The sequence below is a fragment of the Streptomyces sp. NPDC050619 genome, from assembly GCF_040654815.1.
Classification (GTDB): domain Bacteria; phylum Actinomycetota; class Actinomycetes; order Streptomycetales; family Streptomycetaceae; genus Streptomyces.
On the sequence record NZ_JBFAIR010000017.1, the window covers coordinates 214,431 to 229,840 of the forward strand.

Sequence of the window (15,410 nt, forward strand, 5' to 3'; positions counted from 1 at the left end):
TCCCGCTTCTGCTCTCCTCCTGCGCACGAAAGGCCTTGATATGTGGGTGCAGCGACTTCTGGAATTCGTCGGACGGGAGTCTGCCGGCATCCCCGTCGACTGGGAGGCGACCGAAAGGGAAATCGGCGCCCCACTGCCGCCGGACTACAAAGAGCTCTACGAGGCTTTCGGTGGGGGCCTCTTCAGTGACACAGTCACCTTCCTGGCGTTCGACGAGGGCCAGGTGTTCGACCTGGTGACGCAATGGCGGGCCGCTCTCGCCACCGACCGGGACCCGGATCTCGGCGACGTGTCCGCCGTCACTCCGTACAAGATTTACGAGCCGGGCGGTGAGGGTCTCATTTCGTGGGGATCCACGGAATGGGGCGACCAATACTTCTGGCTCATGGACTCTGCGGAATCCGGAAAGTGGCCGATCCTCGCACGGGTCGGTGATATCGATCAGTGGCACACTTTTGACATGTCAACCTCAGAATTCTTGTACCGTGTCCTGACGGACGCCGACTTCCGCCCCTTCGGGATTGCGCAACACGCCCTTGGAGCGACATTCGAACCTGCATCCACCCTGTGACGACAGGGCCCCGGCGAGGAACCGATGAATCAGCTCGTTACGCCGTGTGCCGAGCAGGCTGGCTCCTCCGCGGGTATCGCCCTGAGCGACACGGGCAACGGGAACGTCCTGCTTCCGGAGCAGTTCGCGCGGCAGCCCTAGAAGCAATGCCAAGGTCAGCCTGCGGGCATGCCGGTCGGCACCACCGGGGGACGGGTGAGCAGCTCGACGAGCGTGTACTCGTCGGGGCCGAAACGTTCGCCGATCTGGTCCAGCGCTGCCGCCGCGCCTTTGCGGCGAGTCAGGCAAGGGGTGGCCACCATGCTTCTTGCCACCCGTGGTGGCCTTACCGGTGGCCAGCCGGTGGCCGGACGCCTTTGGACGGTGCGGCATCGGGTGGCACGGGTCAACCTGGTGGCCATTTGGTGGCCAAGCGTGCAGACCGGCTCCCGATCAGCCGCGCAACTGGAGGTACACAGGGGGACGACTGTGGTGGCATCTCGACAATCTCGCGTTCAACCTGCTCCTCGTCCAAGCGGGCCGGGCTCGACGCCGTCAGGGCGCCGCGCTGGTGGCGTCGCCGCGCATGCCGGCGTTGGGGCCGGCGGTCGAACCCGGGATCGGTAGGCGCCACCCGACCACGTATCGTCCGCACCGTCAGACAGGGCCGACGGCGAGGAGGGGCCCGTGGCCAAGACGACCTGCCCGGCAGCCGTTTCCTGGGAGTCGCCAGCGGCACCGATACCATCCGGCTGTGGGATCTGGACGCCGACCACACGATCCCGCGGCTGTGCTCACTGACCCGGGGCATACTGACCGGACGGACCTGGCAGGAGCACCTGCCGAATCTGCCCTACGATCCACCGTGCCGCGGAACCGGCTGACCCACGGCCGCACCCGCACGCTGTCCGGCCCCGCGAGCGAGGATGCGGCGACGGCGAACAACGCGGCTCCGGGCAGCATCCCGGACACGACCGCGATCCACGCCGGGTCCGCGTCCGCCGCGCCCAGCGCACGGGACCGCCATAGCGAGCCGAGGCCGAAGAAGTGCACGCCGACCACGAAGGTCACCCAGGGCAGAGCGTACGGCCCGTTTCTCACCGTCGAGTTGATCACGACGAGGCCGCCCGCCGGGCGGAGACGACAGCGATCCCGAGCGGTAGGGCGATCACCGCACCGCAGATCCTTGCCACCACCGTCCATGGCCCGTGCGACGCACCGCTGTTGGCCTCGACGAACGCCAGCCCGAAGGACGTCGCAACCGTCGCCCCGGTGAGCGCCCGCCCCGTACGCAGTCGCTAGTTCCCGTCTGTTCCGTCCGTCACGCGCCCATTGTTCCGGCCCGGAGTGAGCCGGGGCAATGCAGGGCCGGGGCAGTTCTCCGGCTGAAACAGGGGGCAGTGCTCCACAACAGAATCACTCGGTCCTCCGATGCCGGACAACGAAAGTCGGTCATGGGTGGGCTGTCACCGGTGGTGGGGTCCACCGGTTGGTGCGGGGGGTGGTGGAGGTGACGCCGTACTCGCTCTTGAGCTGTTCGGGAATGGCGTACTGCATGACCCGGCCGCGGGTGAGGGAGCTGAGTTCCAGGTGGGTGGTGATGTTGCCGAGGTGATCCAGGACCCAGGCCCCCAAGGGCGAGTTGTCTTCGATGCGTTCCAGGATCCCGAGGAGGGCGGGGGCGGCTTTGACGGCTGTGTCCCAGGCGGTGCGGGGGACTTGGAGCCAGTCGGCGCATGTGTCGCCGATGAGGTAGCGGATGAGAGCGGCGACCACAGGGTCGAGGAGGGTCCCGGGGACGACCTCTTCGTAGAGGTCGATGAGCTGGCGGGTCAGCCGCGCTCCTTCTTCGGAGGGGCCCATGTGCCGGGTCATGTACAGGTCGGAGAACTGCCGGGCGCTTTCCACGTCGGTCGGAGCGTGGTCGAGGCTGATGCCGAGCATGTCGCCGACGACGCGCCAGGCGTAGAAGTAGGACTCGGCGCCGTCGATCGACATGTGGATGCCCAGGCGGTGCAGTGCGTCCAGGACCTGGATGGAGAACATCATCTGGCCGCCGATCATGTCTTCCTGACAGATCGGTGTGCCGAGGGCGGCCACGTCCCAGCGGCCCTCGCGGCGCAGGTGGTAGCGGATGGAAGCGTGCAGCAGGCGGACCTTCTGCGCGGCGGGGATGAACCGGCTGCCGGCTTCGAACGCGTCGGGCTGCATCAGGTAGACGGTGAACTGTCCGGTCTCGGCCATGCGCCGGGAGGGGTATTCCAGGGAGTGGGTGGCGCTGAGCAGCTTGGCCACGTGCGGAATGACGTAGCAGGCGGGCATCGCCGCGAAGGACAGGGCGGTGGAGATGTGCACGTTGTTGTCGATGAAGAACAGCCGGGCCTTTTCCATCTCGCCCCAGTCCACCCAGCTCGGTGGTGTGCTGGTCGCGTGCAGGTATTCACGGGCCACGTCGGGCAGGCCGTCGGGCAGGTCCTGGCCGACGGTGGAGAAGTAGCGCATGAGGGTGTTGAACTTGCCGATCTCACCGCGCTCGAACAGCGTGTTCACCGTCGCGTCGGCGAGTTCGTCCCCCATGTCCCGCAGGGCGTTCATGGACTGGTCGGTGTAGGACATGGGGTCCTTTCGGCGGGTCAGGACTGACGGGCTGTGGCCGAGGTCATCAGCTGGGACAGTGCGCGGGTCGCGCCGGCCGGCAGATTCGCACGGGTGAGGGTGGCGGTCGCGGCGCTGACGCGCTGACTGATCATTTCCTCGACGCGGTGGGGTGCTCCGGTGCGCTGCACGATCGCCCGCACCTGTAGCAGGCCCTCGCTGTCCAGGCCCGGTCGGCCGAGCAGGCCGCGCAGTTCTTTGCGCTCGGCTGCGGTAGCGGCCGACCAGGTCTCGGCGAGCAGGGCGGTGGGCCGGTTGCCCGTGATGTCGTCCAGGTTCGACTTGCCGGTGCGTTCCGGGTCACCGAAGAGTCCGAGCAGGTCGTCCCGCAGCTGGAAGGCCTCGCCGAGGGGCAACCCGTAGGCGGTGAAGGCCTTCATCAGCCGATCCGGAGCACCGGCCAGTGCGCCACCGATGTGCAGAGGATGTTCGACCGTGTACTTGGCTGTCTTGTACCGGATCGTCTGGAGGGAGTTGCCCGTGTCGGGCCGGGCCCCCGTGCGGAGGATCTCCAGGCACTCGCCGGCGATCAGCTCCCTGGCCATGACCGCCCACAGTCCGCGGGCGCGGGCCAGGTAGGCCGCGGGCAGGCCGCAGGAGGTGAACAGCTGCCCGGCCCATGACATCAGCAGGTCACCGGTCATCATGGCCAGAGCCCTGCCACCGGCACTGCTGCGCGCACGGTCGGTGAACGCCGCCCGCAGGGCGATATGGGCGCTGGGCACGCCGTGCCGCATCGAGCTGTCGTCGATGAGGTCGTCGTGGACGACGGCTGCGGCGTGCACCAGCTCCATCGCGGCAGCGGCTCGCACCAGCGCGTCACTGTCCGGTTGCCCGGCTGCCCGCCACCCCCAGTAGCAGAAGGCCGCGCGCAGACGTTTGCCACCGGTCACGGCCACGGTCAACTGCTCCACCACCGGCAGCAGATCGGCATCGATGGCGATGAGCTGGTCCGTCTCCTGCCGCGCGAACGCCTGCAATGCCGCGTCGACGCGCGCTCGGAGTGCGACCTGGTCCTCTGCTTCAGGCATCTTCTGAAGCATCGCTCTGATCGCGACGAGCGGCGACCCGCCGTGCGAGCAACTCCATGTGGGGCTCGGGCACGGAGGTATACCGCTGGATCGCCAGCCGCCCCCGTTCCTTCATCTCCTGCTGACCGTCCTGAGCCAGCTCGGCCAGGTCCGACCGGCCCAGCAGCCCCCGCACTCCCCGCAAGGCCGCCCCGATACCGCTCAGAGCCAGGTCGGCCACTCCGGCGGCAATCAGCACGGCGTCGCTCTCGCGCCCGGCTCGCGCACCGCCATCGGCTTGCGTCACGGCAATCCCCTCATTTGCTGGCCGACATGAAAACGGGCTGTAGCCGAAAGGGGCCAACGTCCCAGGGAAGTCTGTCCAGTTGGCCGGCACTTCCACCGTGTAAGAGCGTTTCGGGTGATCATACCGTCGCTCGAAAGGACTTACGATCTTCGACGTGAGCGGATGCGACGTTTCCCTGCACCCCAACAGGCGCCGGACAGCCTGGTGGGCGACTCGACGTGCCGGGGCGGCGGTGGGAACTCTTGTGCTGTGCTCGCTTCTTGTCGGTGCGTCGGGCGGGTCCGTTGACGAAGGCTCCAGAGATGACCGTCCCGGTGTCCGGGTTCGAATATGTCTGGCTCTTGAACTGCCCCTGCTTCTCCCGGACTGTCCCCAACCGACACCGTCCGCGCCACCCTCCCCTTCCCCTTCCCCGTCGCCGTCCACTCCTGTGCCCCCGTCGTCTCCGGCGCCCACTTTCACTCCGGCGCCGTCCTCCCCCGTGACACCGGTTCCCGCCGGCAGCGCGGCCCGCCCGCGGCCCGGCCCGTCCACAACGCCGACTCCGCCTGTATCGCTGTCTTCCGCCTCAGCGAAGACGGTCGGCTCTCCGAAGACGTTCGCATCGACCGCCCCGTCGGCACCGGCAAGCGAGAGTGCCGCTTCCCCGCGGCCCGCGAAGACGTACTTCGTCCCGGGCCGCCGCGCGTTCTCATCTCCCGACAGTCATAGCTCATCCATGGTCACCACGATGCTGGTGATCACGATTCCCGCGCTGCTCGTAGCCGTTGCCCTGCGCCCACGTTCACGTTCGTCCCGGCGCGCCGAACGCTCCTGACCCGGCCGGGTCCCTGTACTCGTCGATCAAAATCCTCAATGGAGTTGTGCATGTCGGAGTGGGTGGTGCTCGCCATCGCCATGGCGGCTGCGTGCGTCATGGTCATCGCGGTTGTAGTGCTGCGGCAGAGACGGGTCGGAGAAGACGACGACCCGTCCGAGACGCCGGACGTCATCGAGTACATGGCGATGATGATCGGCGTGATCTACGCGATCGTCCTCGGCCTCGCCATCTCGGGCGTATGGGAGGCCAGGAACACCGCGCAGGACAACGCGTTCAACGAGGCCCAGACGCTCCACGAGGTGAGCGCGCGTGCGCAGGTCTACCCGGCGGCGGTGCGTGACCAGGTCCGGACCGACATCGACGCCTATGTCACCTACGTCGTCGACACCGAGTGGCCGCACATGCGGGAGCATGGCTCCCTTTCCCCGCGTGGGGCGGAACTGCTCGGAAAGGTGCGCCGCGACGTGACGAACCGCGTACCGCGGAGCGACCTCGAGAGCCAGAATTACCAGTCCATGGTCGATCTTGTCGCCGAGGCCGACAAGGCCCGTAACATCCGTGGGCAGAACACGGGGCCGACGATGCCCGGCCTCGTGTGGTTCGGCCTGATCGCGGGTGCCGTGGTCACCGTGGGCCTGATCTTCACACTGCAGATCCGCCGGTCCGCGCGGGAGTTGCTGCTGGCCGGGGCGTTCAGCGCGCTGATCGCCTTTCTGCTGTTCCTGATCTGGGACTTCGACGATCCCTTCACCCGGGGACTCGGCGTCACCACGCAGCCGTTCCTCGACCTTTTCCCCGCTCTCGACCTACCCCGCTGACCCAACTCGTCCGAAGACACCGGGAGCGGAAGGCCGGTGGTTCACGGCTTCTGCCCGGTCGGCCGGTCGGCGTAGTCCTCGACCAGGTTGCTGATGAGCGCAAGCAGGGCGTCGGCTCGGTGCCGGTCCTCGCGCCGGCTGCGCAGGGCCTCGTCGAGCGCCCGGAGCCGGGCCAGAGCGGCTGGCTCGCCATCCTCCACCTCGTAGATCCCCGGCTGGGTGATCAGGTCCAGGCACTCGGTGAGCAGCCGACGGGTGGCGGTGGACGGCGGGTCGGGGTCGGGTGCGGCGAACGCGGTGGTCAGGTACCGCGCGGGATCCGTGAGGCTCCACCCGACGACGGTGCCGTGCTGGACGAGAAGCGCCACGTCGGGTGCGATGCCGATGCGGGCCTCCAGCGGCTCGTCGAGGACGTCGAGGTCGCGCAGACAGGTGAGCACGGCGTCCCCGGGAGCGCGGCACAGCACCGTGCACATCTCGTGCCGGAAGTGCTTGACCTCGTCCGCGCGGAGCCCGCCCGGGCGTACGTCGGGCGTGACGGGAAGGCGGGCCGAGTCCTCGGCCGAGGCGGACACTTCCGGAATCCGGAATTCGGCCCCGACCAGCCGTCGGTCGTCCGGGGCGAAGCGGAACACGTCGGGGAGGTCCCACAGCAGGTCCTGGCTGCCGAACGTGTCCGCGAGGAACTTCTCCCGTTCCACCCGGTCCGCGTAGGGGGAGACGATCAGGAACGTACCGAGGAGACGGGGGACGAGGTCGAGCGGCTCGTCCGTCACCGTCGCGGACCAGCCGCCGTCGAACTTCAGTTTCGTCGTCATCACTGCCTCATCATCACTGCCTCATCTGATCTGTACCGCCGGAGGCTGGAAGCGGCCGTCCTTGGCGGGAATCCTGCCGTTCACGATGTCCTCGTGCGTCACCGGGGCGCCGGGGTCCGTGGGTTTCCCGCCGAGCGCCGTGGCCCCGGACTCGCCCTTGATGCCCGAGGGACCGTACGCCGTGATGGCCTGGCCCTGGGTGGTGCCGGGGCCGTCGATCACCACGATGTCGTCGCCCTGCCGGAAGGTGAACGTCCCGGCCGTGCCCGTCGAGTGGTACACGGCGTCCGGGTTCTTGAGGATCTCGACGACCCGTTCGTCGCTGAAGTCGTGCCGGGTGTCCCCGTGGTAGTCGTGGCGCTTCCTGAACCCGCCGTCCTGTGCCCTGTCGACGATGTCGTCCACGACCTTGTCGATCCGCTTCTGGGCCCGCTCCTCCTTCGTGTACTTGGGCATCAGGCCCAGCGGGTCGCACGCGCTGAGCGGGTTGTCCACGTAGGTGTCGGGGTTCGGCGCGGGAACGAGGCCGAGGGGGTCGGGGGAGGTGTAGCGGCCGGTCTCCGGGTCGTAGTGCCGGAAGTAGTTGTAGTGGAGACCGGTCTCGGGGTCGTAGTACTGCCCGGGGAAGCGGAGGGGGATGTAGGCGCTGCTGTCGCGGGACCAGGCCGTGGTGCCCCAGAGCGTGCTCCGGGTGCGCCAGGCGATGGCGCCACTCTCGTCGATGAGCTCGGTCGGCGTGCCGATGAGGTCCGTGGCGATGGCGAAGAAGCGGCGGTCGATCTCCTCCTGGCGGTCGTCGGCCGTGAGGATGCGCTCGGTCTGGGCCAGGGGCACGACGGACCGGTGGTCCCAGGTGAGGGCGACCGTGCTCGGGGCGTCCGCCCGGTGGCTGGTCTGTTCGCACAGGGTCAGGCCGTCCCAGGTGAACCGGACCTCCTCCACCACGCTCTCGCCGTCGGCCGACAGGCGCTGTTTCGCGGTGCGGCGGCCGAGCGGGTCGTAGCGGTACCGCCACCGGGTCCCGTCGGGGGTGGTCACGGAGGTGAGGCGGTGCTCCGTGTCCCACGTGTAGCGCCAGGTGTCCGGCTTGCGGGAGAGGCGGGTCTTCTGCCGCAGGGTGACCCGGCCGAGGGCGTCGTACTCGAAGCGGACGTCTCCGGCGCGGGTGAGGCTGGTGCCGGTGTAGGTGCGGGCTCCGGTGGCCTCGTGGCCGGGGTGGCCGGACGGCCAGGACGCCGAGGTCTGGTTGCCGGCGTCGTCGTAGGCGTACCGCTCCGTCCAGCCCTGGGCGTGGACGGCGGTGACCCGGCCCGCCCGGTCGAGGTCGAAGGTGCGGGTGCCCGACAGCCGGTCCGCGACGGAGGTCAGGTGACCGTCGGCGCGGTAGGAGTAGGCGCGGCTGTTGATGTCGCGCCCCGCGGCGGCGATGTGCCGCGTGGCCAGTCGTCCGGCCTCGTCCCAGGCGGACGACATGGTGATCGAGTCGCCGAAGACCCGGCTGAGCTCCCGGCCCGCCGCGTCGTGGGTGAAGTCGATCCGGTGATCGCCGCTGGTCAGGCGTTGGGGCAGGCCGTCGGCGCCGTAGGCGTAGGAGGTGACGTGGCCGGTGGGCGTGGTGCGGCGGGTGCGGCGGCCCAGGACGTCGTAGGCGTACAGGATCGGGCGGCCGTCGACCAGTTCGGTCTTGGTGAGGCCGCGACGGTCGTACTGGTAGCGCAGCTCGCTGTCCGGTCCGACGGCCTCCAGCAGGCGTCCGGCCCGGTCGTGGCCGTAGGTCGTCACGCGGCCGTCGACGTCCTTGCGGATCACCTGGCCGAGCGGGTCGCGCTCGAAGGAGATCGTCCCGCCGAGGGCGTCGCGACGGGCGGCGAGCCGGCCCGCGGCGTCCACCTCGTAGCTGAGCGTGCGGCCCGCGAAGTCGGTCTCGGAGACGATGTTGCCGGCCGCGTCGTACGCGTAGGTCCAGGTCTGACCCAGCGCGTTGCGGACCCGGGTGAGGCGGAGCTCGGCGTCGTGGTCGAACTCGACCCGCGTGCCGTCGGGGCCGGTGCGGGCCAGGGGCAGGTCGAAGTGGGTGTACTCGAAGCGGAAGACGCCACCGGCGGCGTCGGTGCGGGTGAGCAGATTGCCCTCGCCGTCGTACGTCCACGATTCCATGGCGCCGTCGGGCCCGGTGCGCCGGGCGAGCTGCCCGTCGGCGTGCCACTCGTAGCGGGTGACGGCGCCGGCCGGATCGATGACGCGGACCGGCCTGCCGAGGGCGTCCCGCTCGGTGCGGGTGACGGCGCCGGCCGGGTCGGTCACCGCCACGGTCAGGCCCGCCGCGTCGCACACCACGCGGGTGGTGGCCCCGAGGGCGTCGGTGACCGAGGTGAGCCGGCCGGCCTGGTCGTAGCTGTAGCGGGTGGTGGAGCCGGCCTGGTCGGTGACCGCGGTGCGGTTGCCGTGTTCGTCGAACTCGTGGACCAGGCGGGTGCCGTCCGGCCCGACGACCTCCACCGGCAGGCCGAACGGGCCGCGCACGGTACGCAGTTCGCTTCCGTCGGGGCGGATGGCGGAGACGGCCCGGCCGTCCTCGTCGTAGGAGAAGGCGGTGGTGAGGCCCAGCGGGTCGGTACGGGTCAGGAGGTTGCCGCGCGGGTCGTAGGTGAACCGGGTGGTGTGGCCGAGCGGGTCGGTGACGGCCAGGAGACGGCAGCCGGGGCCGAACAGGTGGCGGGTCGCGTGCCCGTCGGCGGTGGTGAGCGTGGTGGTGCGGTGGCCCGTCTCGGGGTCGGGTTCGGTGTAGGCCAGGGTGATCTGGACGTGGCCGGCCTCGCCGCCCTCCGCCACGACGCGGTCGCGGTCGTCGTAGACGTAGTCGTAGCGGCTTGAGTTGGAGTCGATCCAGGCGATGACGCGGCGGCGGTCGTCGTAGACGAAGGTGGTGGTGGCGCCGGAGGGCTTGGTGACGGCGGTGAGGTTGCCCTCCTCGTAGCCGTAGTTCATCAGGGGCAGGTCCGCACCGCCCTCGCCCGCGCCGGCCAGGGACAGGGCGGTGACCAGGCCGTCGGCGACGGACAGCTTCACCTGGTGGCCCGCCGAGTGGACCAGGGCCAGCGGCAGGCCGTTCTCGGTGCGGTCCACGGTGATGGTGTGGCCGTTGCGGTCGGTGATGCCGGTCAGCCAGGCGTCGCCGTCGCCCCCCGGTTCGCTGCCGGACGGGGCGGCGAAGTGGAGGGTGAGGCCGCTGTCGGGGTCGGTGACCGTGTAGTCGCCGTCGGCGTCGCGGGCCAGCAGGGTGCGGGCCCCGCCCGAGTCCGGCGTGGTGGGCGCGCCGGGGACCGGGTGCGGGTACGTGACCAGGAGGCCCTCGGCGGTGGCGTGTACGAGCCCGATGGCGTCGACCGTCAGACGCTCGTCGACGGTCGACGTCCAGGCAGGCCCCAGGAAGCGGCCGATCGCCAGGCCGGACTCGGTGCGCCGGGTGAAGACCAGCGGCAGGATGCCGGGGAGGTCGACGTCGGTCTGGGGCAGGTACATCCGGCCCGTGGCGAGGTCCACCGGGTCGCCGCCGGCGGTGCGGTCGCCGTCCGGGGTGTTGTGGGTGCCGTCGGGTGCGTCGTCGACCAGATTGCGCAGCCGGGCGGCGTCGGCGGCCTCCTCGGCGACCCGCACGCCCTTCACCGCGGCGCCGCCGCCACCGGTGGCGAGGGTCAGCGCGAGGTCGGGAACCAGCCGGCCGATGCCCTCGGCCGGGTCCTTCATGAAGGTGTCGAGCATCTGCTTGCCGGTGCCGACGGGGTCGTTGGCGGCGACCACCAGGCCCGCGGCCAGGCTGTTGAGCGAGGTGGCGTACTCGGCCGGGTGCGTCAGGTTGTACGGGTCCGTCGGGTTGACGCTGCGGACGAAGTTGAGGATCCCCGCCGTGCCCTTGATGATGCCGCCGCCGACGTGGTCGCCCATGATCTGCAGTTCCTGGAGCCCGTCGCTCAACTGGTCGGCGTACGACGGCTTCTGAGGGGCCATGTCGCGGGCGGCGCGGACCGCTGTGCGCGCGGTCTCCGCCGCCGAGTTCCGCTGCTTGCGGGCCTCGGCGAGGATGTCCTGGGCATCCTGCATCAGCTTCTTGCCGGGGTCGTCGAACGTCCCCGCGGGCCTGGGCGGGAGCGAGGACGGGTTGCGCTCGTCGGCGGGCTGGGCGTTGTAGCGGTCGACGGCGCTGTTGTAGTCGTCGACCTTCTTGCGGTGGGCGTCGGCGGCGTCCTCGGACGCCTTGACACCCTCCTTCCACTTGTCGATCGCCGTCTGCGCCTGTCCCTGCGCCCAGGTGACGGTGCCGGCGAAGGCGTCGAGCGCGCCGAGCGCCTTGGCGCAGGCGTCGGCGGCGGCGTACCACTTGGGCGGCTGGGTGCTCACCGCGGTGCGCAGCGCGTCGGCCGCCTCGCCCTTGAGCCGGGAGGAGTCGAGGCCCCTGAGACCGTCGCCGGTGGTGTCGAAGGCCGTCTGGAAGGCCCGGAGTTTCCTGGCGGTGGCGTCGAGCTTGCCCGCGCTGCCGTAGATCAGCTTGGTCTTGTCCTCGGTCTGCCCGAGGTCCATCTCGTCGACCTCGGCGCCCATCCGGTTGGCGACCGAACGGGACTGCTCGCGCACCCAGTCCGCACCGGACTCCCAGCCGACGTCGTCCAGCCGGTCGGCGGTCCAGTTGCCCGCGTCCTCGACCCGGTTGCCGGCCCACTCGACGCCGTCCTCGACCGCGTTCTCGACCGAGTCGGGCGTGATGTCACTGACGAAGTCGCCGATACCCACAGTCAGTTCCCCCCGGACTCACCCTGCTGCTGCGCCTGCTGGGCGCGCTCCTGCGGCGACGGGCCGAAGGTGTCGTCCAGCGCCTGGTTCCACTGGTCGTCGGAGATGCCGAGCGCGTCGCCCAGCATCTCGGACCGCTGGCCGCCCTGGCCCTCGGTGAGGACGGTGCGGCCGGTGTCCTTCCACGTCTGCTCCATCTCCTGACCGGCCTGCTCCCACGACTCGGCACTCCAGTCCGGGTTCAGGGCGTCCGGCGTGAACACGTCGCCCCAGTCCTGCTGGGTGATCTCTTCCTCGGTGGCGTGCGGGTTGCCGCCCAGCACGGAGTTGACGCCCACCTTCAGCGTGCCCTCGACGTACTGGTCGTGCTCCCACTGGGTGCCCGCCGCCAGGCCGAGGCGGTTCGCGAGCGCGCCGGCGTCGCTCACCAGGGCTCGCACACCCCACTCCCAGCGCTCGCAGAAGTCCTCGAAGTCGACTGAGAGGCCGTGGTGCCCGGCCTCCATCCCGGTCATCGACAGCTCCGAGAAGCCCTTGCCCAACACCGAACCGGTGGCGCCGCCGAGATCACCGAGCTCGTCGATGGTCGCGCCCACGCCCTGCGTGAACTTCGCGACAGACGCCTTGTCGAATTGCAGGTCAGCCCCGTCACCGCCCATGGCCGCGCTCCTCTTCCGCCTCGCCGGAGTCGACGGCGACGCCGTCCGGAACGACGCCGACGACCGGCGGGAAGAACATCGACCCGTCCTCGGTGGCGATGTCGACGGCGAGGCCGGCGGGCTCGTCCAGGGACGGCACGACCTCGTCGACGATGCGCGCGCCCAGCAGCGCCGCGTAGTCCATGGGCTGATCACCGGATCCGTGAAGCAGGGCGAACCGGGCCAGTGCGGCCTCGTCGGTGAACCCGCAGATCCACCGGACCCCGCCCGACCGCGCCGACCAGAGGCCTCCGTCGGCCGTCGGGACCAGAAGGACCGAGCGCCGCATCTCACCGACCAGCGCCCGAGGGTCCCCGACTCCCTTTCTCCGCTCGGCAATTCGCTCGGCGAGCGCTGTACTTGTCCGCTCCACGGGCCCTCCCCGGCGCAGGCGACTGATGGCACCGTAGATCAAGACGCGCGGCATGACAGGGTCGGTTCTCGTGAAGGTCTGCTCGGGGCCGACTGGTAGGTGAGGTGCTACCGGGGAGGCATCCGTGGGGGAACCCACTGGCGAATGGCTCAAGGGCGGGGATCAGCATCGCGCCAGTCGGCCCGCACCGGCAATGATCACGTCGAAGTCGCGCTGCGGCGCACGGCGTCGGCCCGGTCCTCGTCGGCGCGGGCCAGGCGGGCGACGAGATCCCGGAAGCGTTCCTGGCTCAGGAGGTCGACGCTCTCCTCCGCACGTTCCGTGACGCCGTCCCGGTCGATGGCCAGCCACTGGAGCATGAACGCCGGAATGTCCCCCGGGGCGCCGCACTCTTCCAGCGCCGCCCGCCGCACCTGCAAAAGACGGTCCAGAACCGCCTCCAGGTAGTCCAGAGCCAGTTCATCGATCCCGTGCCGCGCGTACATGTCCCGCACCGCGCCGGCGTCCGCATCGGTGTCCACCCCGACGCGGTTCCTGAGCGTGAGCAGCATGTCGGCCGCGTCCTCGTCGGCCAACGGCCCCAGCAGCCCCTTCGCCTTGTGCACGGCAAGGCAGAGCTGAATCGTCGGCTCACCGTTGCGGATGTCCTCACCTGTGGAGTCGTCGAGGACGTCGTCGATCACACAGGCCGCGGTGGTCGCACCCGCGAGGTAGTCCATGAGAGCTTCCCCGTCGGTGACTTCAGCCCCGTAGCAGGCCAGCATGCGGCTCATGTCGACGATGAAGTGGATCCAGTCCGTCCCGCGGCTGAACACGATGCCGCGGTAGGAGTCCAGCGTGATGTGGTCCACCGGCACGCGGGAGGGGGCGGCTCCGTCGGCCGGAACCCGCGTACGCCTCAGATCCTGTTCCGCGTGGTACGCGAAGTAGTGCGCGCAGTGTTTGAGCTGTCGCACCGCGCGGTCGTGCAGCTCCTGTTTGAAGGGGTGATGCTCCGGCACCGCCGACGAGAGCACGTTCAGTGCCTGGGCCGCCAGGATGAGGGTGTCGTTGGCGAACGAGCGAGGATGGCCGACGTGCCAGGCCGGGCCCCCGTTGCGCACGAGTGCTCCGTCCATCCAGTCGTCCGAGAGGATCGTGAGCGTGGTCAGCCAGTCCACCGCCGTCGCCACCGCGTAGACCAGCCGCATGTGAGCCGGCGTCTGGTACTCCGGCGGCGTGATCCGCCGGTAGACGTGGATCAGCAGCGCCGCCGCGTAGTGATGCTGCCACGACGACGACCACACCTCACGCCCCAGATGTTCGGCCCACGCCTGGTTGTGCCTGAGGGCCAGGTCGGAGTCGTCGTAGCCGAACAGGGGAATCGCGGCCAGTTCGTCGCACACCTCGCGGTACGGCCCGTCCACCTCCCGCCGCAGCGCCGCCAGGTCCATCTCGCCGTACAGACGGAAGCGCTCCGCCCGCGCGTTCTCCACCGGCAGCGCCGTCCGACGGACGTCCGAACCGTCCGGCAGCAGCAGGAACGCGTCCGCGAAGGCGTCCGTCCGGCGGTTGTCCGGGTCGTAACTCTCCGCGAACCGAGTCCCGTCGAGACCGAACAGCGTGCGCAGGCCCTGTCGGGACACGGACCGGTCGGTGATGGTCGACATCGTCACTCCTTGGCTTGTCCGGGCTTTCCGCCCGCTCCCGAGTGAGATAGCGGCAAGACCGCCCCGACGCGCCGTCAGTCCGCTCCCACTCACCCAGGAGGCGGAGCGACTTCACCGCAGAAACGATCAGGTTGGGGTGGTGGAGGAGAAGCCGATGCCCTGCCGTGTGATCGTGAGCGGATCTGATCGCGATCACGAAGCACGATCAGACCGTCGCGAACCCCAGCACCAGCGGCGCCACGGCAAGGATCATGATGGCGGCCGGGATGCCGACTCCCTTCTGGTCGCCTCCACGGACGTGCGTGATCACGGCGCCCAGGAAGTACAGGACGACACCGATCGCCGCCGCGATGCCCAACGGCCGGTAGGCGATGCCGACGAGCAGCCCCAGAGCGCCCGCGATCTTGACCAGGCCGAGGGGCAGGAACCAGTTGTCGGGGACCCCGAGCGCCTTGAGCCCCTCTGTGATCTTCGGGTCGCGGGTGATGTCGGGAACGGCGGAGAAGACCAGTACCAGGGACAGCACGGCAGCGAGGACGACATAGGCGATGAACACGGAGAACTCCGGAGTGGGTGGTACGGCCGGTTGAAGCGATCAGTTGTGCTGGTCGGCATCCATCTGTGGCAGGGCGTTGCGGATGCCCTGTTCGAGGAGTTGGTCGGCGAGTTGCCGGTCGTGGGGTCTGTGGAGCATGCGATCTCGTCGAGGAGGGCGGCGTCCTTCATGAGGGTCGAGACGCCGGAGCCGTCGATGCCGTCCTGCTTGAGCGGGCGGCGGCCGTCGTGATGATCCGCTGCCGTGTTTCCTGTTTGTGTTCCTTCGCCTACCTGCGGGTGGGCGTCAGTTCGGCATCCGGTTGAACTTGCGGACGATGCGGTCGAAGATCCGGGCCGGGAGGACGCGGTGGAACACGCTGATGCCGG

Annotated in this window: 12 protein-coding genes; 2 read left to right on the forward strand and 10 right to left on the reverse strand. The window is 69.6% G+C overall.

Translation table 11 applies throughout. The annotated features are described in order from the left end of the window. Positions 1-46: 46 nt before the first annotated feature. Positions 47-571 (forward strand): SMI1/KNR4 family protein, encoded by a 525-nt coding sequence (locus AB0I77_RS27510; RefSeq protein WP_363285364.1) that lies wholly within the window; start codon positions 47-49, stop codon positions 569-571. Positions 572-726: 155 nt separating this feature from the next. On the opposite strand, the gene AB0I77_RS27515 is transcribed toward AB0I77_RS27510, so the two are convergent. From AB0I77_RS27515 to AB0I77_RS27530, 4 genes are all read right to left on the reverse strand, one after another. Then, entirely contained in the window at positions 727-873 is a 147-nt protein-coding gene (locus AB0I77_RS27515; protein WP_363285365.1) for a hypothetical protein, read from the reverse strand. Positions 874-2,002: 1,129 nt separating this feature from the next. Continuing rightward, positions 2,003-3,166 (reverse strand): oxygenase MpaB family protein, encoded by a 1,164-nt coding sequence (locus AB0I77_RS27520; protein WP_363285366.1) that lies wholly within the window; start codon positions 3,164-3,166, stop codon positions 2,003-2,005. Positions 3,167-3,183: 17 nt separating this feature from the next. Beyond that, a complete protein-coding gene (locus AB0I77_RS27525; protein WP_363285367.1) occupies positions 3,184-4,236 on the reverse strand; it encodes a polyprenyl synthetase family protein in 1,053 nt (350 codons plus the stop codon). Next, positions 4,229-4,522, reverse strand: coding sequence for a polyprenyl synthetase (locus AB0I77_RS27530; protein ID WP_363285368.1), 294 nt, complete (start codon positions 4,520-4,522; stop codon positions 4,229-4,231). The genes AB0I77_RS27525 and AB0I77_RS27530 overlap by 8 nt, the downstream gene beginning before the upstream one ends. An 867-nt stretch (positions 4,523-5,389) precedes the next feature. Between AB0I77_RS27530 and AB0I77_RS27535 the strand changes: the two genes are divergently transcribed. Further along, positions 5,390-6,160 (forward strand): hypothetical protein, encoded by a 771-nt coding sequence (locus AB0I77_RS27535; protein ID WP_363285369.1) that lies wholly within the window; start codon positions 5,390-5,392, stop codon positions 6,158-6,160. A gap of 41 nt (positions 6,161-6,201) precedes the next feature. On the opposite strand, the gene AB0I77_RS27540 is transcribed toward AB0I77_RS27535, so the two are convergent. The 6 genes from AB0I77_RS27540 to AB0I77_RS27565 form a co-directional block, all read right to left on the reverse strand. Next, positions 6,202-6,978 (reverse strand): hypothetical protein, encoded by a 777-nt coding sequence (locus tag AB0I77_RS27540; RefSeq protein WP_363285370.1) that lies wholly within the window; start codon positions 6,976-6,978, stop codon positions 6,202-6,204. A gap of 21 nt (positions 6,979-6,999) precedes the next feature. Then, positions 7,000-11,766: a putative T7SS-secreted protein gene (locus tag AB0I77_RS27545; protein ID WP_363285371.1), complete on the reverse strand. Its 4,767-nt coding sequence runs from the start codon at positions 11,764-11,766 to the stop codon at positions 7,000-7,002. 2 nt (positions 11,767-11,768) lie between these two features. After that, a complete protein-coding gene (locus AB0I77_RS27550) occupies positions 11,769-12,425 on the reverse strand; it encodes a hypothetical protein (protein WP_363285372.1) in 657 nt (218 codons plus the stop codon). Further along, the gene (locus tag AB0I77_RS27555) at positions 12,415-12,837 is read right to left on the reverse strand and encodes a hypothetical protein (RefSeq protein ID WP_363285373.1); all 423 of its coding nucleotides are present in this window, start codon (positions 12,835-12,837) and stop codon (positions 12,415-12,417) included. The genes AB0I77_RS27550 and AB0I77_RS27555 overlap by 11 nt, the downstream gene beginning before the upstream one ends. A gap of 197 nt (positions 12,838-13,034) precedes the next feature. Further along, complete coding sequence (locus tag AB0I77_RS27560; protein WP_363285374.1) at positions 13,035-14,486, reverse strand: polyprenyl synthetase family protein; 1,452 nt, start codon at positions 14,484-14,486, stop codon at positions 13,035-13,037. A gap of 205 nt (positions 14,487-14,691) precedes the next feature. Then, positions 14,692-15,042 carry a DoxX family protein gene (locus AB0I77_RS27565; RefSeq protein WP_363285375.1) on the reverse strand — a complete coding sequence of 117 codons (351 nt, stop codon included), beginning with the start codon at positions 15,040-15,042 and terminating at the stop codon, positions 14,692-14,694. Positions 15,043-15,410: the final 368 nt, after the last annotated feature.